Annotated in this window: 24 protein-coding genes; 10 read left to right on the top strand and 14 right to left on the bottom strand. The window is 66.7% G+C overall.

The window, feature by feature from the left end:
- Nucleotides 1-57: 57 nt before the first annotated feature.
- Together sorT and sorU are read left to right on the top strand one after the other, a co-directional pair.
- Nucleotides 58-1,275 carry a SorT family sulfite dehydrogenase catalytic subunit gene (gene sorT, locus N0K08_RS09110; protein WP_261500480.1) on the top strand — a complete coding sequence of 406 codons (1,218 nt, stop codon included), beginning with the start codon at nt 58-60 and terminating at the stop codon, nt 1,273-1,275.
- A 55-nt stretch (nt 1,276-1,330) separates the two neighbouring features.
- On the top strand, nt 1,331-1,666 hold the full coding sequence (gene sorU, locus N0K08_RS09105) for a SorU family sulfite dehydrogenase c-type cytochrome subunit (protein WP_408642926.1): 336 nt from the start codon (nt 1,331-1,333) through the stop codon (nt 1,664-1,666).
- Nucleotides 1,667-1,742: 76 nt separating this feature from the next.
- Here sorU and serA read toward each other — a convergent pair whose 3' ends face one another.
- Complete coding sequence (gene serA, locus N0K08_RS09100; RefSeq protein ID WP_261499927.1) at nt 1,743-2,975, bottom strand: phosphoglycerate dehydrogenase; 1,233 nt, start codon at nt 2,973-2,975, stop codon at nt 1,743-1,745.
- A 103-nt stretch (nt 2,976-3,078) separates the two neighbouring features.
- Here serA and N0K08_RS09095 point away from each other — a divergent pair, with 103 nt between their 5' ends.
- The gene (locus tag N0K08_RS09095; protein ID WP_261499926.1) at nt 3,079-3,540 is read left to right on the top strand and encodes a GNAT family N-acetyltransferase; all 462 of its coding nucleotides are present in this window, start codon (nt 3,079-3,081) and stop codon (nt 3,538-3,540) included.
- Here N0K08_RS09095 and N0K08_RS09090 read toward each other — a convergent pair.
- From N0K08_RS09090 to N0K08_RS09045, 10 genes are all read right to left on the bottom strand, one after another.
- Nucleotides 3,537-4,094 carry a PaaI family thioesterase gene (locus N0K08_RS09090; protein WP_261499924.1) on the bottom strand — a complete coding sequence of 186 codons (558 nt, stop codon included), beginning with the start codon at nt 4,092-4,094 and terminating at the stop codon, nt 3,537-3,539. The genes N0K08_RS09095 and N0K08_RS09090 overlap by 4 nt on opposite strands.
- A 147-nt stretch (nt 4,095-4,241) precedes the next feature.
- The gene (locus tag N0K08_RS09085) at nt 4,242-5,225 is read right to left on the bottom strand and encodes a Bug family tripartite tricarboxylate transporter substrate binding protein (RefSeq protein WP_261499922.1); all 984 of its coding nucleotides are present in this window, start codon (nt 5,223-5,225) and stop codon (nt 4,242-4,244) included.
- A gap of 38 nt (nt 5,226-5,263) precedes the next feature.
- Complete coding sequence (locus N0K08_RS09080) at nt 5,264-6,241, bottom strand: NAD(P)H-dependent flavin oxidoreductase (protein ID WP_261499920.1); 978 nt, start codon at nt 6,239-6,241, stop codon at nt 5,264-5,266.
- An 18-nt stretch (nt 6,242-6,259) separates the two neighbouring features.
- Nucleotides 6,260-7,756 carry an AMP-binding protein gene (locus N0K08_RS09075; protein WP_261499919.1) on the bottom strand — a complete coding sequence of 499 codons (1,497 nt, stop codon included), beginning with the start codon at nt 7,754-7,756 and terminating at the stop codon, nt 6,260-6,262.
- A gap of 151 nt (nt 7,757-7,907) precedes the next feature.
- Nucleotides 7,908-8,567 (bottom strand): TetR/AcrR family transcriptional regulator, encoded by a 660-nt coding sequence (locus tag N0K08_RS09070; protein ID WP_261499918.1) that lies wholly within the window; start codon nt 8,565-8,567, stop codon nt 7,908-7,910.
- 84 nt (nt 8,568-8,651) lie between these two features.
- Nucleotides 8,652-9,839: a lipid-transfer protein gene (locus tag N0K08_RS09065; protein ID WP_261499917.1), complete on the bottom strand. Its 1,188-nt coding sequence runs from the start codon at nt 9,837-9,839 to the stop codon at nt 8,652-8,654.
- Between the two features lie 39 nt (nt 9,840-9,878).
- Nucleotides 9,879-11,444 (bottom strand): AMP-binding protein, encoded by a 1,566-nt coding sequence (locus N0K08_RS09060; RefSeq protein WP_261499916.1) that lies wholly within the window; start codon nt 11,442-11,444, stop codon nt 9,879-9,881.
- A 13-nt stretch (nt 11,445-11,457) separates the two neighbouring features.
- On the bottom strand, nt 11,458-12,480 hold the full coding sequence (gene dctP, locus N0K08_RS09055; protein ID WP_261499915.1) for a TRAP transporter substrate-binding protein DctP: 1,023 nt from the start codon (nt 12,478-12,480) through the stop codon (nt 11,458-11,460).
- Nucleotides 12,481-12,527: 47 nt separating this feature from the next.
- Nucleotides 12,528-13,826 (bottom strand): TRAP transporter large permease, encoded by a 1,299-nt coding sequence (locus N0K08_RS09050; protein WP_261499914.1) that lies wholly within the window; start codon nt 13,824-13,826, stop codon nt 12,528-12,530.
- A complete protein-coding gene (locus N0K08_RS09045) occupies nt 13,823-14,374 on the bottom strand; it encodes a TRAP transporter small permease (protein ID WP_261499913.1) in 552 nt (183 codons plus the stop codon). The genes N0K08_RS09050 and N0K08_RS09045 overlap by 4 nt, the downstream gene beginning before the upstream one ends.
- A 103-nt stretch (nt 14,375-14,477) precedes the next feature.
- Here N0K08_RS09045 and N0K08_RS09040 point away from each other — a divergent pair, with 103 nt between their 5' ends.
- The gene (locus N0K08_RS09040; RefSeq protein ID WP_261499912.1) at nt 14,478-15,179 is read left to right on the top strand and encodes a TetR/AcrR family transcriptional regulator; all 702 of its coding nucleotides are present in this window, start codon (nt 14,478-14,480) and stop codon (nt 15,177-15,179) included.
- Between the two features lie 104 nt (nt 15,180-15,283).
- On the opposite strand, the gene N0K08_RS09035 is transcribed toward N0K08_RS09040, so the two are convergent.
- The 3 genes from N0K08_RS09035 to N0K08_RS09025 form a co-directional block, all read right to left on the bottom strand.
- Entirely contained in the window at nt 15,284-16,150 is an 867-nt protein-coding gene (locus tag N0K08_RS09035) for a class I SAM-dependent methyltransferase (protein ID WP_261499911.1), read from the bottom strand.
- The gene (locus N0K08_RS09030) at nt 16,147-16,443 is read right to left on the bottom strand and encodes an antibiotic biosynthesis monooxygenase family protein (protein ID WP_261499910.1); all 297 of its coding nucleotides are present in this window, start codon (nt 16,441-16,443) and stop codon (nt 16,147-16,149) included. Before N0K08_RS09030 ends, N0K08_RS09035 begins: the two co-directional genes overlap by 4 nt.
- A gap of 100 nt (nt 16,444-16,543) precedes the next feature.
- Entirely contained in the window at nt 16,544-17,353 is an 810-nt protein-coding gene (locus N0K08_RS09025) for a dioxygenase family protein (protein ID WP_261499908.1), read from the bottom strand.
- A gap of 126 nt (nt 17,354-17,479) precedes the next feature.
- Between N0K08_RS09025 and N0K08_RS09020 the strand changes: the two genes are divergently transcribed.
- From N0K08_RS09020 to N0K08_RS08995, 6 genes are all read left to right on the top strand, one after another.
- A complete protein-coding gene (locus N0K08_RS09020) occupies nt 17,480-18,391 on the top strand; it encodes a LysR family transcriptional regulator (RefSeq protein ID WP_261499906.1) in 912 nt (303 codons plus the stop codon).
- Nucleotides 18,392-18,544: 153 nt separating this feature from the next.
- Nucleotides 18,545-19,873: an ABC transporter substrate-binding protein gene (locus N0K08_RS09015; RefSeq protein WP_408642925.1), complete on the top strand. Its 1,329-nt coding sequence runs from the start codon at nt 18,545-18,547 to the stop codon at nt 19,871-19,873.
- Nucleotides 19,874-19,881: 8 nt separating this feature from the next.
- Nucleotides 19,882-21,663: an ABC transporter permease gene (locus N0K08_RS09010; RefSeq protein WP_261499905.1), complete on the top strand. Its 1,782-nt coding sequence runs from the start codon at nt 19,882-19,884 to the stop codon at nt 21,661-21,663.
- A gap of 33 nt (nt 21,664-21,696) precedes the next feature.
- Nucleotides 21,697-22,782 carry an ABC transporter ATP-binding protein gene (locus N0K08_RS09005; protein WP_261499903.1) on the top strand — a complete coding sequence of 362 codons (1,086 nt, stop codon included), beginning with the start codon at nt 21,697-21,699 and terminating at the stop codon, nt 22,780-22,782.
- Between the two features lie 135 nt (nt 22,783-22,917).
- Nucleotides 22,918-24,003, top strand: a complete 1,086-nt coding sequence (locus N0K08_RS09000; RefSeq protein WP_261499902.1) for an ABC transporter ATP-binding protein — start codon at nt 22,918-22,920, stop codon at nt 24,001-24,003.
- A 20-nt stretch (nt 24,004-24,023) separates the two neighbouring features.
- A complete protein-coding gene (locus N0K08_RS08995) occupies nt 24,024-24,905 on the top strand; it encodes a LysR family transcriptional regulator (protein WP_261499901.1) in 882 nt (293 codons plus the stop codon).
- Nucleotides 24,906-24,964 lie beyond the last annotated feature (59 nt).

Genomic DNA, 24,964 nt, shown 5'->3' with positions numbered 1-24,964 from the left:
ACAGACCGTTACCATCGGCCGCTTGTCATTGATTAGAAAAAGGAGACCCACATGTCCATGCATAACCCACAAACCACTCCCGCATTGCCCGCAGCCCTGAGCCGCCGCCACCTGCTGGTGGGGAGCGCAAGTGCCCTGGCCACGGTCGGCTTGTCGACCTGGAGTTCCGGCGCGGCGGCACAGGCCAAGCCATTGCCCGCGGCCTTCTCCTGGAAGGACGCCAGCAGCGTCATCGTGCACAGCGGCACGACCATCGAGACCAAGCGCAGCGCCTTTGGCACCAGCGTGATCACGCCGACCAATCAGCTGTACATCCGAAACAACCTGCCTACGCCCGATGCGTCCATCGTGGCCAACCGCGATGCCTGGGAGATCAGCATCGAAGGCGTGGGCAAGCCACGCACGGTGACGCTGCGCGAACTCAAGACCATGGGCCTGGAAACCGTGGCGATGGTGCTGCAGTGCTCGGGCAATGGCCGTGCGTTCTTCCCCAGCAAGCCCAGCGGCACGCCCTGGACCGTGGGTGCGGCCGGCTGCGTGGTCTGGAGCGGCGTTCCGGTGCGTGCGGTGGCCGAGGCCCTGGGCGGCCTGGAACGCGGCATGCGCTTCCTGACCGGCACCGGCGGTGAAAAGCTGCCTGCCGGCCTGGATCCCAAGAGCATCATCGTCGAGCGCTCGGTGCCCGTGTCGGCCATGGGCGACGCCCTGCTGGCCTGGGAAATGAACGGCGAGCCGATTCCGCTGGCCCACGGCGGTCCGCTGCGCCTGATCGTGCCCGGCTACACCGGTGTCAACAACATCAAGTACATCAAGCGCCTGGCCTTCACGCTGCAGGAAACCGATGCGAAGATCATGTCGCACGGCTACCGCATCTCCCCACCCGGCGGCAAGGGCGAACCCAACCAGCCTTCGGTGCAGGAAATGACCGTCAAGTCCTGGATCAACTTCCCCGCGCCCGACAGCGCGCCGCTGCAGCAGAGCCGGGCGCAGATTGCGGGCGTGGCCTTTGGCGGCATGCATGCCATCAAGCGCGTGGAAGTCTCCATCGACGGCGGCAAGAACTGGAAAGAGGCGCGCCTGGTGGGCCCCGATCTGGGTAAGTACGCATGGCGCCAGTTCGTGCTGGACGCACGCCTGACGACCGGCCAGCATGTGCTGGTCAGCCGTGCCACGGACGCCTGGGGCAATGTCCAGCCCGAGCAGCGCATGGAAAATGCCGCCGGCTACAACAACACCAGCTGGGCCGACCATGCGGTGACGGTGAACGTGGGCTGAGGCCCGCGCGGTTGAGCTTTCCCCATAACAACAAGTGATTGAAGCGAGTTTCCCCATGAAGATGAATGTGCGACAAGCGGCCCTGTGCCTGGGTTTTGTGATCTGCCTGCCGGCCATGGCCGCCGGTGATGCAGCCCAGTTCGATGCGGGCAAGGCGCTGTTCTCGCAAAACGCCGTGCCCGCCTGCGCGCTGTGCCATACGCTGGCGGATGCCGACGCCAGCGGCGCTGTCGGCCCCGTTCTGGACGACCTCAAGCCCAACGCCCAGCGCGTGGCCAAGGCGCTGCGCGACGGCATCGGTCAGATGCCTTCGTACGCGGCTAGCCTGAGCGAAGCGCAGATCCAGGCGCTGGCGCACTACGTGTCCAAGGCCAGCGGCGGCGCGAAGTAAGGGCCGGCCCCCAGGGGCCGTTCCGGCAAAAAAAAGGAGCGCACGATGCGCTCCTTTTTTCGTTGTGGCCTGCGGCTTAGAACAGCACGCGGCAGCGGATGGTGCCGGGAATGGCCGTGAGTTGCGCCATGGGCACATTCGCCGTGTCCGCGGCGATGTCCATCACCACGTAGCCCAGTTTTTCATCCGTGCGCAGGTATTGACCGGCGATATTGATGCCGTGCTGCGCAAACACCTGGTTGACGGCCGACAGCACGCCGGGCACGTTGTGGTGCACGTGCAGTATGCGTTTTTGCCCGGGGTGGGCCGGCAGCGCCACTTCGGGGAAGTTCACCGCCGAAGTGGTGGTGCCGTTGTCGCTGTACTTGACCATTTTCTCGGCCACTTCCAGCCCGATATTGGCCTGGGCCTCCATGGTGGAGCCGCCGATGTGCGGCGTCAGGATGACGTTGTCCAGGCCGCGCAGCGGCGAGAGGAACTCGTCCTTGTTGGTGCGCGGCTCGACCGGGAACACGTCGACGGCGGCACCGTGCAAGTGACCGGACTGCAGGGCGGCGGCCAGCGCATCGATCTCCACCACGGTGCCGCGCGAGGCATTGATGAGGATGGCGCCGGGCTTCATGGCGGCGATCTCGGCAGCGCCCAGCATCCATTGCGTGGAGGGCAGCTCGGGCACGTGCAGCGTGACGATGTCGCTGACGGCCAGCAGTTCCTGCAGCGAGGCGGCCTGGCGGGCATTGCCCAGCGGCAGCTTGGTGATGACGTCGTGGAACACGACTTGCATGCCCAGGGCCTCGGCCAGCACCGACAGCTGGGTGCCGATGGAGCCGTAGCCCACGATGCCCAGGGTCTTGCCGCGGATTTCGTAGGAATTGTCGGCCGTCTTGAGCCAGCCGCCGCGGTGGGCCGCCGCGCTCTTGGCGGGAACGCCGCGCAGCAGCAAAATGGCTTCGCCCAGCACCAACTCCGCCACGGAGCGGGTGTTGGAATAAGGAGCGTTGAACACCACCACGCCCCGCTGGCGCGCGGCGTCCAGATCGACCTGGTTGGTGCCTATGCAAAAGCACCCCACGGCGACCAGCTTCTGCGCGGCCTGGAAGACCGCTTCGGTCAGCTGGGTGCGCGAGCGTATGCCGACAAAGTGCACGTCGGCGATCTTGCGCTCCAGTTCTTCGGGCGGCAGCGCGCCGGTGACCGATTCGACGTTGGTGTAGCCCGCGTTGTGCAGCAACTGCAGGGCGCTGGGGTGGATACCTTCCAGCAGTAAAAACTTGATCTTCGACTTGTCCAGCGACGTCTTGCTTGTCATTACAGAGTTCCCTTTGCGCAATGTCTCATTAGAGCGGATTCGCGATACCGCTGCGCGCGATAGGTGCAAGAAAGTACCAAGGCCGGTGTTTAAGATCGGCGGCATGAAAATTCGACGTTTCGTCCCGGGCGACGCGCCCGCGCTTTTGGCCGTGTTCTACTCCGCCGTGCACCAGACCGCCGCGCGCGACTACAGCCCCGAGCAACTCGCGGCCTGGGCGCCGGACTACATCGATGGCGCGCGCTGGGCCGAGCACATGCGCGCGCTGCGCCCCTTTGTCGCGGAGCAGGGCGGCCAGATCGTCGGCTATGCCGATGTGCAGCCCAACGGCTATATCGACCACTTCTTCGTCTGCGGCCAGCATGCCCGGCAGGGCATAGGCGCGCGCTTGATGCAGCGCATCCACGCGCAGGCGCAAACGCTGGGCCTGACCGAGCTGACCGCCGATGTCAGTCTGACGGCCCAGCCGTTTTTTGCGCACCACGGCTTCGAGTTGGTCGAGCGCCGCGAGGTGGTGCGCGACGGGGTCACGATTCCCAATGCCTTGATGCGCAAGCGGCTTTAGCCCGCGGCCTTGGCCGCGAACACCAGGCAGGTGGTGGTGCCGTGGGCGTAGAGCTTGCCCATGGCATCGACGATGCGGGCTTCGGCCGTGGCCAGTTGGCGGCCGGTGTGCACGACCCGGCCGATGGCGCGCAGCGGGCCCGTGGCGGCGCTCGCCGCGCGCACGATGTTCACGCTCAGCTCGGCTGTGGTGTAGCCGCTGCCCGCGGGCAGCGTGGTGTGCACGGCGCAGCCCAGGGCCGAGTCGAGCATGGTGGCAAACCAGCCGCCGTGCACGCTGCCCATGGGGTTGTAGTGCTTGAGTTGGGGCGTGCCCTGGAAAACAGCCTGGCCGTGGGCGACTTCGATCAGCGCGAAGTCCAGCGTCTGCGCGATGTGCGGGTAGGGCAGGGCGCCAGCCAGCATGGCCTGCATGATCTCCAGGCCGCTCTTGCCCTGTACCTGGGTCAGCGCGGCCACGCCCGGATGCCCGCCGCCGGCCTCCATGTGGTCAACAACGGCTTGCTTTTGCGCTTCCCACTGGGCGGCGGCGTTTTCTGGGGTGGCGGTGTTCATGGTCTCGTCCTTATGGTTGTGGTTGCAATCATTGTATATGCAATTATTTGAGCAGCGCAACCGACACGCACTGCGGCACTCGGCGCTGCCGCAAGACCATGAAAAAGAGGCAGCCGCAGCTGCCTCCGTGGGGCCTCAGGGGGCGGGTCAGTTTTCCAGCGTGATGTTGGCGGCCTTGATCAAGGCGCCCCAACGGATGGGCTCGGCTGCGACGATTTTCTCGAAGTCCTTGCCGTGGGTGCCCGTGGGGACGTAGCCAAAGGAGATCAGGCGCTGGCGCACGCTTGGGACCTGGACGGCGCCGGCGGCCGCCTTGGCCCATGCGGCGACCTGCTCGTCCGAGGTGGTGGCCGAAGTCGCCAGGCCGATCCAGCCCACCAGCTCATTCATCGCCGGGTAGCCCTGCTCGCCGAACGTAGGCACATCCGGGAAACCTTCCGCACGGCTGACTCCCGTGGCGGCCAGGGCGCGCAGCTTGCCGTCCTTGCCCAGATGCTGGCCGGCCGCGCCATAGTCGGCGACCACCGAGTCCACCTGGCGACCCAGCAGGTCGTTGAGCGCGGGCGCCGTGCCCTTGTAGGGCACGTGCAGCAGTTTGACGCCGGCCGTCATGCCGAAGGCTTCACCGACGATGTGGCTGGCCGTGCCCGCGCCGTAGGAGCCGAAGCTCTGCGGCTTTTGCTTGCTCATGGCCACGAATTCCGCCAGCGTCTTGGCCGGATGCTCCTTGTTCACCAGCAGCACGATGGGCGTGGTGCCGATTTGCGCGATGGGCTTGATGCCCTTGACGCTGTCGTAAGGCACTTTCATCAGGTGGGGCACGACCGAGATCGTCGAGCCCAGGATCAGGCCGAAAGTCGGGCTGGTGGCCGGCGCGCGAATCACTTCGTTGAGGGCCAGCGTGCCCGATGCACCCGGCTTGTTCTCGGGCACGATGGTGGCATTGAGCGTCTTGCCCATTTCGATGGCGACGGCGCGGCCCAGGGTGTCGGAGCCACCGCCGGGTGCCAGGGGCAGCAGCATGCGGATGGTCTTGGCCGACTGGGCCGCGGCCATGCCGGGAAGCATGCCCAGGCTGCTGGCGGCCATCACGGCCAGGGTGGTCTTCAGAACGATGCGCTTGGAATTCATGGTTTGTCTCCTCGTTGTGTTGTCGGTGAATGCGGGACTCAGGCGCGGTTGGCGATGAGTTGCCCGGTGGATTGGCACGCAGCAAGGTACTGCTGGGTCAATCCATCAATGAAATGGCCTACGGGCTGGACCGATTGGATGGCGCCAATGCCATGGCCGCAGCCCCAGATGTCTTTCCAGGCCTTGGGCTTGACGCGGTCCGCGCCCCAGTTCATCTGGCTGGCGTCGCCCGTGGGCAGGTTGGCGGGATCGAGGCCGGCGCGCTCCATCGAAGGCTTGAGGTAGTTGCCGTGTATGCCGGTGATCAGGTTGGTGTAGACCACATCGTTGGCCGCGCTTTCCACGATCATCTGCTTGTGGCCTTCGACGGCATTGGCCTCTTGCGTGGCGATGAAGGCCGAGCCCATATAGGCCAGGTCCGCGCCCATGACCTGGGCCGTGAGAATGGCGCGGCCGCTGGACAGCGAGCCCGACAGGGCCAGCGGGCCGTCAAACCAGGCGCGGATCTCCTGGATCAGCGCGAAGGGCGACTGCGCGCCCGCGTGGCCGCCGGCTCCGGCGGCGACGGCGATCAGGCCGTCGGCGCCTTTTTCTATGGCTTTCTTGGCGAACTTGTTGTCGATCACGTCATGCAGCACGATGCCGCCCCAGGCGTGCACGGCGTCGTTGATTTCCTTGCGCGCGCCCAGCGACGAGATGACGATGGGCACCTTGAACTCGGCGCAGACCTGCATGTCGTGCTCCAGCCGGTCATTGCTCTTGTGCACGATCTGGTTGACGGCAAACGGCGCGGAAGGCTTGTCGGGGTGCTGGCGGTCGTATTCGGCCAGCTCGGTGGTGATGCGCGTCAGCCAGACTTTCAGCTGCTCGGCCGGCCGGGCGTTGAGCGCCGGAAACGAGCCCACGATGCCGGCCTTGCACTGGGCGATGACCAGCTCCGGCGTCGAGATGATGAACAAGGGGGCTGCGATCAAGGGCAGGCGCAGCTTGTCTTGAAGAATGGAAGGCAAGGCCATGGATGTTTCCTGGTGGGGTCAGATGCGGCGGTCGGCGTCGGCCCAATAAGGCGCGCGCAGCAAGCGCTTGAAAATCTTGCCGGTGTCTTCACGCGGCAGGCTGTCGTGAAAAGTGATCGTTTGGGGGATCTTGTAGTTGGCGATCTGCTCGCGCAAACGCGCCTGGAGCGTGGCCGGCGCCAGCGTGGCACCGGGCTTGAGCTGCACGGCTGCGGCCATGGCCTCGCCGAACTCCGCATCGGGAATGCCGAACACGGCCACGTCACTGACTTCGGGCATGGTCATGATGCAGGCCTCGACTTCCGCCGGGTAGATGTTCACGCCGCCGGAAATCACCATGTCGGACTTGCGATCACAGATGAACAGGTAGCCGTCTTCGTCCATGAAACCCATGTCGCCCAGCGTGACCAGTCCGTCGCGGCCGATTTTCTGTCGGTCGTCCTCGCGGCCGATATAGGTGAAGTCCGGCATGGCCGGCTGGCGCACATAGATCAGGCCGATCTCTCCGCGCGGCAGCTCCTGGCCGTCGTCGCCGACGATGGACAGCCTGGCGCTGCCCAATGCCTTGCCCGCGGAGCCGGGCTTGGCCAGCCATTCCGCGGAGGTGATGAAGGTGGTGTAGCCCGCCTCGCTGGAGCCGTAGGCTTCGGTGATGATGGGGCCGAACCAGGCGATCATGCGCTGCTTGAGGTCGCGCGCGCAGGGCGAGCCGGTGGACGACACCTGTAGCAGCGAACCGAGGTCATGGCGCGCGCGCACTTCGGCGGGCAGGGCCAGCAGCCGCTGGTACATGGTGGGCACCAGATAGGCATGGGTCACGCGGTGCTGTTCTATCAGCTGCAAGGCCTGCTCGGCCTTGAACTGGGGCTCCAGCACCAGGGTGGCGCCCACGGCGCAGGCATGGGAGACGAAGGACAGCGTGGCGCTGTGGTACATCGGGGCGCTGAGCATGGCCACCGACTCGGCGGTGGTGCCATACACCGCCTTGGGCACCAGCACGGCCTCGGCATCGGCCTGGGCCCGCAGCTCGGGCGCGACCGGCAGGCGCCGCACGCCCTTGGGCTTGCCGGTGGTGCCCGAGGTGTAGACCACGGCGTTGAAGGGAATGCGCTGGCTGTCGGCCAGGGCCGCGCCCTCCAGACCTGGCCAGGCCGCGGTGGGGGCGCCGGGCGCTTCGTGCAGCGGCACCACCAACTGCTGGACCTGGGCCGGAATGCCGGCGTGAATCACGTCCAGCAGATCTTCGTGCACCACCAGCACCTGGGCTGCGCTGTCCTGCAGCAGGAAGGCTACTTCGCCGGCCTTGAAGTGCCAGTTGATGGGCACCAGGTAGACGCCGGCGCGCCGGCAGGCAATGATGGTGGCCACATAGCTGGGGCTGTTCTTGAGCATGGCCGCGACCGTGCCGCCTTCCTGCACGCCCATGGCATGCAGGCTGTGGGAGATACGGTCCGCCAACAGCGCGATGTCCGCCGGGCTCCAATGCGCGTCCCCAAAGATCAAGGCTGGATACATTTGTGCTCCGATTTCGCCGCCACCGTTAAATTGAACAGTGTTCAGTTTAGCCGCTTAAAAGACGCAAAAGCAGGCTGGGGAACCTAGGGAAAGCCCCCGGTATTGTGGGAAATCAGAGCGCAGTGCCGTTGCACAGTAGCCGTTTTCTGTCTCACTCTATGCGCAGTCCCGCGATCGCCGCCAGGCAAAACTGGGTCATGGAATCCACCTGGTGGTCCAGCGTGCGGGACTTGCTGGCCTTCATGGGCGGCGGGCAGCGGTGCACGCGCAAGATGGCCAGACCGTGGATGGACGACCAGACCATTTGCAGCGCGTCGGCCGCGGGCATGGCGCAGTGCTCGGGCGGCGGCAGCAGGGGGTGCACCACGTCACAAAAGAACTGAAACGACACCCTGCCTTGCGCCACCAACTCCGGGTAGCGCGTGCGCTTGCCCAGGCTGGGGCCGAACATCAGCTCGAACAGCGGTCCATTGGCCTGGGCGAACTCCATATAGCTGCGCACCACGGCATGCAGCCGGCCCGGCAGATCGTCGGCGGGCACCTGCGCCAGGCAGTGGCGGCGCAGCGCGATCAAGTCCCTGAAGCCCTGCGCGGCCATGGCGGCCAGCAGACCTTCCTTGTCGCCAAAGTGGTGCGAGGGCGCGCCCACGGAGACGCCGGCGGATTTGGCAATCTGCCGCAGGCTCAAATGGTCCAGGCTGACTTCACGCAGCTGCTCTATCCCCCAATGGACCAAGGACTCCCGCAGATTGCCGTGGTGCCACTGTCCTTGCGGCTTCACGCTGGGCGCGCTCGATGTCTCGACAAGCATTCTGACTCCTTCACATACCCGCGCATTAGAACCGATAGGGCGGGGCTTGTGCGGCAGTTTGAAGGCCGGTCCGTCCAGCCGGCCTCAGTGGGCGCGGCCGTAAAGCGTGACGACGGTGGCGCCGCCCAGACCGGCGTTGTGCTGCAGGGCGATGCGTGCGTTGTCCACCTGCCGGTCCTCGGCGCTGCCGCGCAGCTGGTGCGTGAGCTCGAAGCACTGGGCCAGGCCTGTGGCGCCCAGCGGATGGCCTTTGGACAGCAGCCCGCCCGAAGGATTGACGACCACCGCGCCGCCGTAGGTGTTGGCGTCGGCCCGCACAAAAGCTTCGCTTTCGCCTTCGGCGCAAAAGCCCAGGGCTTCATAGCTGAGCAATTCGTTCTGCGTGAAGCAGTCGTGCAGTTCACACACATCGACGTCCCCGGGGGCTACGCCGGCGGCCTCATACACCTGTCGGGCTGCGTCGCGCGTTGCGTCATAGCCGACGACGGCGCGCGCCGTGCCGTCGGCGAAAGTCCCTGGCTTGTCGGTGGTCAGCGACTGGGCCAGGATGCGCACGGCCGGATTCAGGCCCAGTTTCTGCGCAAGGCGCCGGCTGATCAGCAGGGTGGCGGCTGCGCCGCAAGTGGGCGGGCAGGCCATCAGGCGGGTCATCACGCCGGGAACGATGGCCGCCGAAGCCAGGACTTCCTCGGGCGTGACTTCGCGGCGAAACAAGGCCAGGGGATTGCGCGCGGCATGGCGGCTGGCCTTGGCGCGGATCCTGGCGAAGGTTTCCAGCGAAGTGCCGTGGCGCTGCATATGCTCCTGGCCCGCGGCCGCGAAGTAGCGGATGGCCATGGGCAGCACCGCGTGGCCGAAAGTCTGTTCGACCACCTCGTTGAAACGGTCCAGCGGGTCGGGTCTGTCGTTCCAGTGGCTTTGCAGCGCACCCGGAGGCATCTGCTCGAAGCCTACGGCCAGCACGCAGTCCGCGGCGCCGCTGGCGATGGCCTTGCGCGCCAGGTACAGGGCGGTGGAGCCCGAGGAACAGTTGTTGTTGACATTGATGATGGGTACGCCGGTCATGCCGACCTCGTACACGGCGCGCTGGCCGCTGGTGGAGTCGCCATAGACATAGCCGGCATAGACTTCCTGCACGGCGTCATAGGCCAGTCCCGCGTCCTGCAGCGCCTGGCGGATCGCATGGGCGGCCATCTCCGGGTAAGGCAGGTTGTCGCCGGGTTTCCTGAACGGGGTCATGCCGACACCGGCCACCAGAACTTCGTTTTGCATGGGGTTTCCTTCTCGAAAATGGAGGGGCAGGGCCGCAGTTCAGGAGACCATCCGCTCCTGGTCTTGCCAGTACTGCTTGCGGACTTCCTTCTTGAGCACCTTGCCCACGCTGCTGCGCGGCAATTGCGCGACGATTTCCACATCCTTGGGCGCCTTGACGCTGCCCAGGCGGTTTTTGACGAACGCGATCAGCTCCTCGGGCGCCAGCGACTGCTGGGGCCGCAGCTCGACCACGGCCTTGACGGACTCGCCCCATTTCTCGTGGGGTACACCGATGACGGCGCAGTCCTTGACGGCCGGATGGGCCATCACCGCGGCTTCGACTTCCGAGGAAAAGACGTTGAAGCCGCCGGTGACGATCATGTCTTTCTTGCGGTCGACGATGAACAGAAAGCCCTGGTCGTCGAAGTAGCCCACATCGCCTGTGCAGTGCCAGCCGTGGCGCTGGACTTCGGCCGTGGCTTCGGGGTTCTTGTAGTAGCCCCGGGTCACGATGTCGCCCTGGGCCACGATTTCTCCCACGGCGCCCGCTTGGGTGAGCAGTTGGCCGTCGTCGTCCATGATGGCCACGCGCGTGAAGGGAAAGCGCCGCCCCGCGCTCAGCAGCCGCTGGCGCGGCGCCACCTGGCCGTCGATCAGGTGGTCTTCCAGCGTGAGCACGGAAATGGCGCCGGGCACTTCGGCCTGGCCGTAGATCTGCAGCATGACGGGGCCGAAGACGTCGATGGCTTCGGCCAGCTTGTCGGGCGACATGGGCGCGGCGCCATACATCAGGTAGCGCAGGGCGGAGAAGTCGAACTCACGCACATTGGGCTGGGCCAGCAGGGTGTAGATCACAGTGGGCGGCAGGAACAGCATGCTGACCCGCTCCCGGGCGATGACCTGGAGCAGGTTTTGCGGGTCGATGCCGTCCATCAGCAGCACGCGCGCGCCCCGCGCCATGAAGGGCAGGGACACCAGCCCCGCCGTGTGGGTGATGGGCGCCGCGGCCAGCACCGTCATGCGCCCGGTGATCTGCATCACCGACATGTGGTTGGCAAAGGTGGTCATCACGTTGCGATTGCTCAGCATCACGCCTTTGGAGCGGCCCGTGGTGCCGCCGGTCCCCATGATCATGGCCAGGGCCTGGGGATTGGGGGGGGAGGAGAACATGTCCCCCGAATGTCCTTGGATGAGGCGGTTCACCGACAGATCGGGTCCGGCGGCGTCCTCCAGTGCAATGAAGTGCTGGATGCGCGGGAGCTTGGCGCGGATGGCCGCCACCTGGTCGGCGTAGTGCGCCTGGTAGAACAGCACGTCGCAGTCCATGTCCTGCAGGAACTCGAGGTTGCTGTCCGCGCTGTTGCGCGCATTGACCGGCAGCCACACGCCCTGGGCGCGCAGAATGCCCAGCAGCGCGGTGAACGCCGTGCCGGCGTTGCCGCTGAGCACGGCGCCATGAAAGCCCGGCGGCAAGCCCAGGGCCTGCAGCCCGCGGGCGATCTGGCAGGTCAGGGCGCCGGCCTGGGCATAGCGGATGGCGGGGGCGTCGCTGCCGCAGTCGGCAAAGCAGGGCGCATCGGGGTGGCTGGTGACGCCGGCGTCGAAGAAGTCGATCAGATTCATGGCTGTGCGGGGTTCAGGCCTTGGCCGATTGGGCGACGACTTGCTCGATCTTGGTGATCAGGCCCGGGTTGATGCTGGCTTTCCACTTGTCGTAGGGCGTGCGGACCACGGCTTTCCATTCGGCCATTTCCGTGGCCGTGGGGATGTAGACCTCGACGCCCTGCTGCTTGAGCAGCTCGTCGCTGGCCGCGCTCTTGCGCACCAGCCGTGTCAGCTCGGCGGCCGCATCCTTGGCCGCACCGCGCACGATCTGCTGGTCTTCGGGGGTCCAGGTCTTGAACACCGGGTTGGCCACGGCGAAGTGGATCAGCTCGTTGATGGCGTTCCAGCGGGAGATGTACTTCTGGCCCAGGCTGGGCACCTTGTAGGCCTGCACCTGCTCCAGCGTCAGCATCAGTCCGTCCACGGCGCCCGAGGCCAGCGCGGACTGGGCATCGGCCCAGGACATGCTGGTCGGGTTGGCCTTCATGGCATTCATGATGTCCTGCTGCATGGGCGAGGCCACGACGCGGATCTTCATGCCCGCGATGTCGCGGGGCTGGGCGAGGCGGTGCTTGGCGTTGATCAGCTGCATATTGCCGTACTCGCCCGAGGCCAGAGGCTCTATGCCGGCGCGGCGCATGATGGCGTAGAAGTCCTGGTTCAAGGCATCGGAGGCCAGCACGGCATCCACGGCCTTGGCGTCGGGCATGAGATAGGGCAGGGAGAAAGCCGCGAAATCCTTCACCGTGCCCGACCAGTTCACGCAGGGGCCGACCAGCACATCGATGGCGCCTTGGCGCAGCGCCGAAAGTTCGCGGTCCTGGGCGCCTTGCACCAGGCTGGAGCCCGGATACAGCCGCAGATTGATGCGCCCGGCCGTGCGCTCGCGCACCAGCTTGGCGAACTGCTCCGCGCCCGCGTGCCAGGCCGTGCCCGGGCCGACGACGAGCGACAGGCGGTACTCGCTCTTGTAGCTGCTTTGCGCACGCGCAAGCGGGGCGATGCCGAGGCCGGCGAGGCAGGTGCTGGCGAGCAGATGGCGACGTTGGATCATGGGGCTGGTCTCCGGTGAGGGTTGTGGAAGGGGATGAGGGGAAATGGTCAGTAACCGACCGCCTTGGGCAGCCACAGGGCGATCTGCGGCCAGGCGAGCACGGCGGCGATGGCCAGGGCAAAACTCAGCATGAACCAGCCCACCCAGGGCAAGGTTTTCTCTATCGGCACGTTGGCCAGGCGGCAGGACACCAGCAGGTTGACGGCCAGCGGCGGAGTGAACTGTCCCAGGGCGATGACCATGGTCACCAGCACGCCGAACCACACCGGGTCCCAGCCGTAGAACTTGATCAAGGGCAGCAGCAGGGGCAGGAACACCATGAACACCGAGACGCCATCGAGGAACATGCCGATGAGCTTGAGCACGATCAGCACGACGATCAGCGTGCCTATGGGTCCCAGGCCCAGCGCGCGGAACCAGTGGACGATGGGGTCGGCCAGGCCGATGGTGTTGATGCAGTAGGCAAACACGCCGGCGAAGCCCAGGATGATCATGATCACCGCCGAGACGCGCACGCTGTCGACGAAGATGTCGTAGAGGTCTTGCAGTCCTATGGTCTTGTGGATGCACAGGCCGATGAACAGCACGTAGGCCGCAGCCACCACGGCCGCTTCGGTCGGCGTGAACCAGCCGGCGCGCATGCCGCCCAGGATGAGCACGGGAGTGACCAGTCCCCAGCTGGCTTCGCGCAGGCTTTTCCAGAACGGCGGGCGCGGCAGCTGTGCTTCGGCGGCGCCGAAGCCGTGGCGCCGGGACAGCCACCAGGCGGGCACGATCAAGGCCACGCCCGCCAGCACGCCGGGCAGCATGCCGGCGGCGAACAGCTCGGGCAGGGACACGCCCGGCACCATGATGCTGTAGATCACGAAGGCCAGCGACGGCGGGATGAGGATGTCGGTGGCCGTGGCCGAGCCGATCACCGTGGCCGAGAAGGCTGGTGGATAGCCGGCACGGCGCATGGCTTCGATCATCACGCCGCCGATGGCGGCCGCCAGCGCGGCGCCCGAGCCGGAAATGCCGCCCAGCAGCATGGCCACGCAGATGGCGACGATGGGCAGCATGCCCGGGCCGCGGCCCAGCACGGCGGTGGCGAAATTGACCATGCGGGTGGCCACGCCGGAGCGGTCGAAGGCACAGCCGACGAGCACGAACATGGGCAGGGCGAGCAGCGGGTACTTGGCGATGCTGGCGTCAAAGCTTTGCTGCAGGGTGAACAGCCCGAACCAGGGCATGTCGCCGCCCATGAGCATGACCACCGCCGAGCCGGCCAGACCCATGGCAACGCCAATGGGCACGCCCGCCAGCATCAGCGCGAGGAAACCGACGATGAGAAAGCTGCCGATCACGCTGCCTCCTCGGCCTGCAAGGCCTTGGCATTCGCCTGGCGCCAGCCGTTGACCAGGGCGCGCAGCACGACGATGAAGGCCAGCAGCGGCATCCAGGCCGTATACCACCAGCGCGGCACGCCGAGCCCGGTCGTGGTCTCGCCGAACTCGAACTCGGACCAGGCCGTGCGCACCAGCAGGACCATGAGCAAGGCAAAGAGTGCGGCGGTGCCTCCGGCCGACAGGGCTCCCAGCCATTGCCGACGGCGCAGGGAGCCGCGGGCATAGAAGAACTCGATGCGAATGTGGGCATCCTGGGCCGCGGCGATGGCCGCGCCGGCCAGCGTCATGACCACCAGCAGAAAGACGGAGATCTCTTCGGTCCAGGCGAAGGACTGGCTGCTGAAGTAGCGGATCAGCACGTTGGTCAAGGTGATCAGCACCAGCGCCGCCATGACGGCCACGCCGATGACTTCTTCCACAGGGCGGCCACTCCAAGGCCTGCGCGGGCGGCCGCTGGAGGAAGGGGGGCCGGTAGGATCATCGGCGGTGGCGGCGGTCTTGTGCATGTCGTCTCCTTGGTACCATTGCATCTTTGTTGGTACCCATTGGACGACTCGATTGGTACCAAGTCAATGCATTTGGTACCGTTATTTGCTAGGAAAAACCCCCATGGGAAAAACGCTCACATCCGACGAATTCCTGGATGAACTCACCCAGCTGCTGCTGGCGGAAGGGATCAGCAGCCTGACGGTGGGCGAGATGGCCGCGCGCCTGCACTGTTCGCGCCGGCGGCTCTACGACATCGCGGCGACGAAAGAAGAACTGTTTTGCGTGGCGGTGGAGCGCTTCTTTCGCGGCATCCTGGACGAGGGCGAAGCACTGATCGGCAAGGAACAGGAGTTGACCGCGGCGCTGGCTGCCTACCTCAGCGTGGGCGTGCGCGCGGCCGGCCGCATCAGCGTGCCGTTCCTCAAGGACGTGGAAGATTCCGATCCGGCCCGGGCCTGCTTCGACGCCTACCAGCAGACGCGCACCATGCGCCTGTCCCAACTGGTGGATGAAGGCGTGCGCCAAGGCGTCTTCGTCGCCTGCCACGGGCGAGTGGTGTCGGAACTCATTCTGGGCGCCGCGCTGCGCCTGCGCCGCCCGGCCTTTCTGGCCCAGGCCGATCTGACCATCGAAGAGGCGTTCCAGGAGTTCTATCGGGTGCTGCTGGGCGGTCTGTTGGCGAAGACGCCGGCGCCGGGCGCTGCAGCGAAACGGGTGGGCCTGGAGAAAGCGCCGCCAGTGCCCCCGCTGAAGCCGAAGGGCAAGAATGCAGGCGATGACGATGCCGACAGGATGCTGATGGCGGCCTGGAACCGCAGCTAGTTTCCATTCGGCCCGGCCGGGCCTGGCCGGGCCGGGCCGGTCAAAAGGTCCTGCACCGCCCGGTGCTGGGCAATGCCTTGGCGCTGACGCCGTGGTCGGCCGAGTTATTGCGGCGCCACGCCCACCACGGCCGCCGCAATGCCCCGCCGCGATGGCGCACGCAGGCCGTCGGTTCTGTCCTGGAAGTAGCGCGCCTGGGCAGCGCGCGGCGCGAGTTCCTCCAGGGCCTGGAAGCCCAGCGCTTTGAGCTTGCGCGCCAGGCTGCGGTGAGAGATGTGGTAGGTCCAGGGCTCGCCCAGCGCGCCCACCCGTCGGCCCAGCGCCGATTCGGCCGCCTGGGCTTCGGGCTGGTAGGTGAAGACGATTTCGCTGCCCGCGGGGAACCGCGCCACCAGGCCGAACAAGGCATCGACAGCGACTTCGGTCAGGTACATGGTCACGCCCAGGCAGGAGAAGAAGCTCTGGCGGCTGCTATCCACGCCCGCGGCCTTCAAGCCGTCGGCCAGCGAGGTCTGCTCGAAATCGATGGCGACGAACTCGACGTTGTCGGGAATGGCGATCTGCGCCTGCGCCAGCAGATGGCGTTTTTGCGCCTGCGAGTCCGGGTGGTCGACTTCGTAGATGCGCAGCTGCCGCGCCCAGGCGGGCTGGCGGTAGGCAAAAGTGTCGAGGCCGGCGCCGAGGACGATGAGCTGGGTCGCGCCGCGGGCCACGGCCGCCGCCAGGTGGTCTTCGCAGAAGCGGCTGCGCAGCACGACGTGGGCGCGCAGCTCGCGCAGGGCCGGGGCATGCGGGTCGCCGAGATGGGCGGCCACGGTGCGCAGCATGCTCTCGCCCAGCAGCGGGCCGGAGATGGGGTCGTCGAGGACCTTGGGCTCGCCGTCGACGGACTGGTGCAGCCAACGCAGCGCGGCAACGCCCACGGCGGTGCGACTGGCGCCGCGCGGGGCGGGGACGGGCGCGTCGCTCATCGGGCGCAGGCCGCGAAATGCTCGACCAGCGGCGGCTGGGCAAAGAACGGGCCGACCAGGCCGCGCCACTGGGCGAAGGCGGGCGAATTCCTGAAGCCTTCGGTGTGGTCTTCCAGCGTTTCCCAGTGGATCAGCAGCAGATAGCGTTCGGGCGATTCAATGCCGTGGCGCAGTTCGTAGCGGTTAAAGCCCTTGGCGGGCGCGATGGCCGTGGCGATGCCTGCGCGCACGGCCTGCTCGAATGCGGCCTGCTGGCCGGGCTGGATGCGGATGTCGACGACTTCCAAAATCATGCATAACTCCTTGTGGATCAACAGACATTGCTTCATGCCTCCAGGCCGGCGCGAATTGCTCGGACCTGGACGCGGCAGTCATGCATTCAGCCACAAAAACTCAGACCTGGGTGGGCGCGCCCGGCAGATCCCCGAACACATAGCCTTCCATGGACAGCACGCCATAGGTCACGCCGCCATCGATGACTTCCACGGGCTCGTTCGCGCTGCTGGCCCCGGCGGCGATCAGCAGCGGCAGATAGTGCTCGTCCGAAGGGTGGGCGCGCTGGCTGTGCGGGGCGCCGCGCCAATCGACCAGCGCGGCGTCGTCGTGCGTGACGGCGGCGCGGCGTATCCACTGCACGAATTCATCCACGTAGGCGGCGGGAGCGGCGGTTTCTTTCGGCGTGAACTCGTAGAGGTTGTGGGTCAGGCTGCCCGAGCCCAGGATCAGCACCCCCAGGTCGCGCAGCGGTGCCAGCAGGCGGCCCAAGGCCAGGGCATCGGCGGCGCGCAGTTCCAGGGGCAATGACAGCTGCAGCACGGGCAGGGGCGCGCCGGGCAGCAGGTGCATCAGCGGCACCCAGGCGCCATGGTCCAGGCCCTGATCGTGGACCAGTTCCGCGGGGACGCCCGACCGGGCCAGCAGCGCGGCCACTTCCTGCGCCACCTCGGGTGCGCCCGCGGCCGGGTATTGCAGCGCATACAGCGGCGCGGGAAAACCGCCGAAGTCGTGGACCGTGGCGGGCTGCGCGCTGGCGCCCAGGCGCAGGCCGCGCGTGCGCCAATGGGGCGAGACGACCAGCACGGCGCGCAGCCCGGGCAGGGCCAGCAGGCGCTCACCGACAGCCTGCAGCCGCGGGCCGGCCTGGCCGGGCTCCAGCGCGAACAGGGGGGCACCGTGCGAAACGAACAGGGCGGGGATCTTCATGGCAATTCCTTGGCGTGGGCTGAATGGGACGGCCGCGCTAGTGGGCGGGCATGGAGGTACTTTATTGGGAATGGATCAGGAGATAAACAGCGTTATGCTTCACAGATTGTTTTGAAATTCGAGACTATGGACGTTCTACAAGCCATGAAGACTTTCACGGCCGTGGTCGAGGCCGGCAGCTTTGTCGGCGCCATGGAGGCCACCGGCCTGTCCAAGCCCGCGGTCTCGCGCCATGTGGGCGAGCTGGAAGCGCATCTGGGAACGCGTTTGCTGCAGCGCACCACGCGCCGCCTGTCGCTGACCGGCGAAGGCCAGACCTACTACCAGCGCTGCAAGGAAGTGCTGCAGGCGGTGCAGGAGGCCGAGGCCGAAGTCGGCTCCAGCACCGGGCTGGCCCAGGGGCGGCTGCGCATAGGCGCGCCCCACACTTTCGGCGCCATGTACCTGGCCCCGCTGTGGGGGCAGTTCGCGGCCCAGAACCCGCAGGTGACGCTGGAAATCGTGCTGTCGGACCGCGTGGTCGATCTGGTCGAGGAAGGCTACGACCTGGCGGTGCGCATCGCGCGGCTGCCCGACTCCAGCCTGGTGAGCCGCGCCCTGGCGCGCACGCGCATCGTGCTGTGCGCTTCACCAACCTATCTGGCCGAGCACGGCACGCCGCTCCATCCGCACGATCTCGCGCGCCACGATGTGGTTTCCTACAGCTACTGGTCGGCGGGCGATGTCTGGAGCTTTGCGGGCCCCCAGGGCGAAGTCGCGGTGCGCACGCACGCGCGCATCCACGCCAACAACGGCGACACCTGCCGGGCCGCGGCCCTGGCCCACCAGGGCATCATCCTGCAGCCGGATTTTCTGCTGCACGAAGACCTGCGCAGCGGCGCGCTGGTCGAGCTGATGCCCGAGTTCCGCGCGGCCGAGCTGGGCATCTTCGCCGTCTATCCCACGCGCAAGCAGCTGCCGTTGAAAGTGCGCCGGCTGGTGGATTTTCTGGTGCAGGCGCTGCAGGCGCCGCCCTGGGCAGCTGGCGCGACGGAATGAGCCGGCCGGGCTCCAGGTTTTCCCGCAGTCGGCGGCTTGCGCAGGGCCCGCCCCAGAGGCGCGCGCTGGCTTTGATAGGCCGCATCACAAAGTCTGATTGGACGTTGCCGCCGCTTGTGCCGAGCATGGGCCGCATTACACCAGGAGACAACAATGACCATTCGTCCCTTCTTCAAGGCTGCTGCGCTTGCGCTGGCGTCCATGTCCGCCGTTCTGGCCCAGGCCGGTACCGTGTCGGTGGTGACTTCCTTTCCCAAGGAGTTGACGCAGGCCTACAAGACGGCCTTTGAAAAGGCGAATCCGGACATCAAGCTGGAGATTCTCAACAAGAGCACGGCTTCGGGCGTGGCCTATGTGCGGGAGCTGAGCCCGGGGCAGCGGCCCGACATCTTCTGGGCTTCGGCGCCCGATGCCTTTGAAGTGCTGAGCCGGGGCAAGCTGCTGGAGCCGATTGCCGACCTCGCCAATCCGGCCATGCCCAAGGACATCGCGGGCTATCCGGTGAATGACCCTGACGGCTTCTACCTGGGCCAGGCCCTGGGCGGCTACGGCCTGATGTGGAATACGCGCTATCTGGCGGCCAAGAAGCTGCCGGCCCCGGCCGAGTGGGCCGATCTCGTCAAGCCGATCTACTTCAGCCATGTGGCCGTCAGCTCGCCGTCCCGCTCGGGCACGACGCATTTGACGGTCGAGGCCATACTGCAAGGCGAGGGCTGGGAAAAGGGCTGGACCCAGCTGCTGCAGATCGCCGGCAACTCGGCGGCCATCACCGAGCGCAGCTTCGGCGTGCCCGACGGCGTGAACAACGGGCAGTTCGGCATCGGCCTGGTGATCGATTTCTTCGGCCTCAGCGGCAAGTACTCGGGCTTTCCCGTGGAGTTTGTCTACCCCTCGGTGACGGCGGTCGTGCCGGCCAACATCGCGCTGGTCGCGGGCGGCAAGAACACCAGCGAAGCCCGGCGTTTCATCAGCTTCTCGCTGTCGCGCGAAGGCCAGGAGCTGCTGACGCTGCCCCAGTTGTCGCGTCTGCCGGTGCTGCCGGCCGACAAGATGAAGCTGCCCGCGGGCTACCCCAATGCCCAGGAAGTGGCCAAGCGCGCCAAGGTGAAGTTCGATCCCGACCTGTCGGCTTCGCGCTATTACCTGGTCACGGCCTTGTTCGACCAGATCGTCACTTTCCGCCACAAGGAACTGCAGGCCGCGATGAAGGCCATCCACGGGGCCGACGCGGCCCTGGCCAAGAAGCCCAACGCCGAAGCGGCCAGCCGCCTGAAGCGCGCCCGCGCTCTGGCGTTCACGCCGCTGGTGTCCGAAGCCATGGCCAAGGACCAGAGTTTTCTGGCGCTGTTCACGTCCGACAAGAAGAACGCCGAGACCAACAAGCAGGTGACGGGCGTCGAGGGCGCGTGGAACAGCAAGGCGCTGGATAACTACAAGCAGGCCCGACAGCTGGCGGAAGAAGCCGTCGCCCTGGCCAAGTAAGGCGCAGCATGTCCCGTCTTTTCCATTCGACAAGGCCGGGCGCCTGGCTGGCGGCCGGCCTGGTGCTGACTTTTCTGCTGCTGTTCCTGGTCTTGCCCGTGGCCTGGGTGTTCTTCTCGGCCTTCGTCAACGCCGACGGCAGCCTGACGTTGGGGCATTTCTCGGCCTTCTTCAATCAGCCGCTGATGACGGAAGCCTTCCAGAACAGCCTGTACGTGGCCACGCTGGCCACCATCGCCGCGGCCTTGATCGCCGTGCCGCTGGCCTACTTCACGGTGCGCTTCGAGTTCCGCGGGGCCCTGCTGATCCAGACGCTGGGCGTGCTGCCGCTGATCATGCCGCCCTTCGTCGGCGCGGTGGCCATGCAGCTGATCTTCGGCCGCTCGGGCACGGTGAACCTGCTGCTCGAGGAGCATCTGGGCTTCACGCTGCCCATCATGGAAGGGCTCAACGGCGTGATCTTCGTCGAGGCCTTGCATTACTTCCCCTTCATCCTGCTGAACCTGACCCTGGCCTTGCGCAACATCGATGGCGCCATGGAAGAGGCGGCGCTGAACCTGGGTTGCCGGGGCTGGCGGCTGTTCACGCGGGTGATCTTCCCGCTGGCCATGCCGGGCTTTGTCGCCGGCGCTTCGCTGGTCTTCGTCAAGGTCTTCGACGACCTGGGCACGCCGCTGGTGCTGGGCACGACCAATATGCTGGCCCCGCAGGCCTATCTGCGCATCACCCAGGTCGGCATCGACGATCCGCTGGGCTATGTCACCAGCGTGCTGATGATCGTCTTCTCGATTGCGGCGATGGCCTTGTCGGCCCGGGTGCTCAAGGGCAAGGACTATGCGACCACGCAAAAAGGCGGCGCCAGCATACAGCGGCGCAAGCTCTCGCCCATGGGCTCGTTCGCGGCCTATGCCTGGATTGGCTTCGTGCTGCTGCTGACCCTGTCGCCGCACATCGGCGTGCTGCTGCTGTCGTTCGCCTCGGTGTGGAGCTTCGCGCCCCTGCCCGATGGCTATACCCTGGCGCATTACGGCACGGTGTTCCATGACGCCGGCGGCATGATGACGAACACGCTGCTGTACTGCGGCATGGCGGCCGGCATCGACGTGGTGCTGGGCACGACGATCGCCTACCTGATGCTGCGCACCAGCCTGCCCGCGCGCCAATGGCTGGACTGGCTGGCGACGGCGGCGCTGGCCGTGCCCGGCCTGGTGCTGGCCATCGGCTATCTGCGCTTCTTCCGCGGCGTGGAAGTGCCGGGCACGGACGTGATGCTGACCAGCACCTGGTTCATCATCATGATCGCCTACGCCGTGCGCCGCCTGCCCTATGCCTTGCGCTCGTGCATGGCGGCCCTGCAGCAGGTGCATATCTCGCTGGAGGAAGCGGCCGAAAGCCTGGGCGCGACCAAGATGCGCACCATTCGCCGGGTGATGGTGCCGCTGATGGCGGGCGGCATCCTGGCCGGTTTCGTCACCAGCTTCATCACGGCGGCCGTGGAGCTGTCGGCCACCATCCTGCTGACGTCCTCGCAATCGCAGGCGCCCATGAGCTACGGCATCTACCTCTATATGCAAAGCATTGCCGGGCGCGGCCCGGGTGCGGCGCTGGGGGTGCTGGCGATCCTGGTGGTGGCCATCGGCACCTACGCCTCCCACGTGATCGTGGAGCGCGCCAGCAACCGCTTGCGCCAGCTGCCGGCCGAGGACGAAGCGTCGGGCGCCGATGCGTCGGGCGCCAGTGCGTCGGGCGCCGCCGCGCCGGTGGGCAAGACCGTGCCGGCGACCGCCTGAGCCGCAACCGTCAAAAGAAATGGGAGCAGACCAATGAAAAAAATCAGTGTTCAGTGCCAGGGCATACGCCTGGCCTACGGCAGCAACGAGGTGCTCAAGGACGTCAACCTCGACATCCAGCCGGGCGAGTTCTTTGCCCTGCTCGGGCCTTCGGGCTCGGGCAAGTCCACGCTGCTGCGGCTGATCGCCGGTTTCAACCAGCACCAGCACGGCCGGCTGCTGATCGATGGCGTCGACGTGACGGGCACGGCGCCCTGGGAGCGCAACATCGGCATGGTGTTCCAGAGCTATGCGCTGTGGCCGCACATGAATGTCTGGGACAACGTGGCCTTCGGCCTGGTGGAGCGGCGCGTGCCGCGTGCCGAGCTGACGCGCAAGGTCCAGGCCGCACTGGAACTGGTGGGGCTGGAGCGCTACGCCAAGCGCCGCCCCAGCCAGCTGTCGGGCGGGCAGCAGCAGCGCGTGGCCCTGGCCCGGACCATCGTCATCGAGCCCAAGGTGCTGCTGCTGGACGAGCCCCTGTCCAATCTGGACAAGTCGCTGCGCGTGCAGATGCGCCAGGAGCTGCTGGCCTTGCAGCGCCGCCTGGGCATCACCACCATTTTCGTGACCCACGACCAGGAGGAGGCCATGACCACGGCCGACCGCATGGCGGTGCTGGACAAGGGCGTGGTGCAGCAGGTGGGCACGCCGCCCGAGCTGTTCGACTTCCCGGGCAACAGCTTTGTCGCCGGCTTCGTGGGCACCATGAACCAGCTGCAGGGCTCGGTGCATTCCCACGACGGCCAAAGCCTGCTGCTGGACGTCGACGGCCTGGGCCGGGTCGAAGTGCCGGCCTCGGAGCGCGCGGCGGTGGGCGGGCGGGCGGTGCTGAGCTTTCGGCCCCATGCCCTGCAGATCGACGCCCAGGCCGTGGCCTCGGATGCGCGCTTCTTCTGGATGGACGGCGTGGTGGAGTCCAGCGAGTTCATGGGCGAAGCCACGCGCTACCAGGTGCGGGTGGGTTCCCAGTCCGTGGCCGTCGACCAGCCGCATTTCGCGGGCCTGGCCAAGTATGCGGCGGGCAGCACGGTGGGCGTGCGGCTGGAGCGCTCGCAGGCGCGCCTGCTGCCGGTGTGAACGGCCGCGTCCTGAGGCTCGGGACGCAAAAATCTCTTTTCTTAGGCAATCACCCGGATGCATGCCGGCCTTGGCTTCGCCGACACTGGGCGACAAGGCTTTTTCTTCCGCAATCCTGGGCAGCGAACAACAACTATGAACCGGGTCAACGTGAAATGCGAGGATTTGCAGCTGTCCTATGGCAATGTGGTGGTGCTCGATGGCGTGACGCTGGACATCGCGCCCGGCGAGTTTTTCGCGCTGCTCGGGCCTTCGGGCTCGGGCAAGTCGACTTTGCTGCGGGTCATCGCCGGCTTCTTGCAGCACCAGAAGGGACGGCTGTTGATCGACGGGCGCGAGCTCAGGGACGAGCCCGCCTGGGCCCGGCGCGTGGGCATGGTGTTCCAGAACTATGCCTTGTGGCCGCACCTGAGCGTGCGCGAGAACGTGGCCTTCGGCCTGGTCGAGCGCCGGCTCAGCCGCAAGGAGATCGATGCGCGCGTGTCCGAAGTGCTCGAGCAGGTCGAGCTGGGCGGCCTGGCGCACCGCAGTCCGCACCAGCTGTCGGGCGGCCAGCAGCAGCGCGTGGCGCTGGCCCGGACCCTGGTGACCCAGCCCCAGGTCTTGCTGCTGGACGAACCCCTGTCCAACCTCGACCGCTCGCTGCGCATACAGATGCGCCAGGAACTGCTCAAGCTGCAGCGGCGCCTGGGCATCACGACGATTTTCGTGACCCATGACCAGAGCGAAGCCATGACCAGCGCGGACCGGATCGCCGTGCTCGACAAGGGCGTGGTCCAGCAGATAGGCACGCCCATCGCCTTGTACGACTACCCCGCGACGCCTTTCGTGGCCCGCTTCGTCGGCACCATGAACCTGCTGCAAGGCACGGTGCGCTCGACCTGCGGGCGTGCCGTGCGCCTGGCGATCGAGGGCTGGGGCGAGATCGTCATCGAGTCCGACGCCGACCTGGCGGCGGGCCGGCGCGCCATGGCCGCGATCCGCCCGCAGACCATACGCCTGGATGTGGCCGATGCGCGGCGGGACGCGCGCTTCTCCTGGCTGCCCGGCAGCATAGAGAGCGTGGAGTTCCACGGCGAGTTCACGCGCTACTGCGTGCAGGTGGGCGAGCATATGGTGTTCGCCGACCAGCCGCACTACGCGGGCCTGTCCAAGTTTCCGGCCGGCGCCAGCGTTTCCATAGGCATAGACCCCACGCTGGTGCGGCTGTACGGTCAATGACGCTGCGTCGCGCCTGAGCCATGGAGCTGTACCAAGTGCGGGCCTTCGTCGCCGTGGCGCGGATTGGCAATGTCACCAAGGCCGCGGAAGCGCTGTGCGTCACCCAGCCCGCGGTCACGGGCCAGCTCAAGAGCCTGGAGCAAAGCCTGGGCGTGGCGCTGTTCGATCGCAGCTCGGGCCGGCTGACGCTGACCCGGGCGGGCGAGCTGCTGCTGCCCAAGGCCGAAGCCTTGCTCGCGGCCAGTGGCGAGTTGAGCGCGATCGCCCGGCAATTGCAGGGCGAGCTCACCGGCCGCGTGGACTTCGGCCTGCCCAGCGAGCCGGCCGACTTTCTGCGGCTGGGCGAAATGGCCACGCGGGTGCACGCGGCCCTGCCTTTGGTGGAGCTGCGCTCGCGCAGCCACTCCTCGCTGCAATTGCTGGACCTGATCCGCGCGGGCACCATCACCGCCGGCTATTTCATAGGCCCGCATCCGCCGCGCGATCTGCAATCGCTGTCCCTGCGTTCGGTGACTTACAGAATCGCGGTGCCGCTGCGCATGGCGGCGGCACACCAGATGGGAGGCTGGCGCGCCCTGGCCGAGTTGCCTTGGATCGATGGCCTGGACGATTCCCATATCCACCAATTGATGGGCGCGCTGTTCGAGCGCCAGGGGCTGGCGCCGCGGGTGGTCATGCAGGTCGAGGAAACCAGCGGCCTGGACGCCTATGTGCGCGCGGGCAGTGGCTGCGCGCTGCTGCGCGAGGAAGTCGCCGTGCGCGGCGTGGAGCACAACGACTGGATGGTCTGGGGCCAGGCCCAGCTCGATGCCGAGCTGTATTTCGTCACTTCGCTCGAGGGCGCCTGCGACCCCTTGACGGTGGCGCTGACCTCGCTGGTGCGCGGCGTCTGGGATCGCTAGGCCGCCCGGCCCACGACGGCCGCTGCAATGCCCCATTTCAAGGGCGCCAGCAAGCCGTC

The organism is Acidovorax bellezanensis (genome assembly GCF_025421555.1).
Lineage (GTDB): Bacteria > Pseudomonadota > Gammaproteobacteria > Burkholderiales > Burkholderiaceae_C > Comamonas > Comamonas bellezanensis.
The sequence above is the reverse complement of the archived record's forward strand: the minus strand, read 5'-3'. Positions and strand labels throughout refer to the sequence as shown.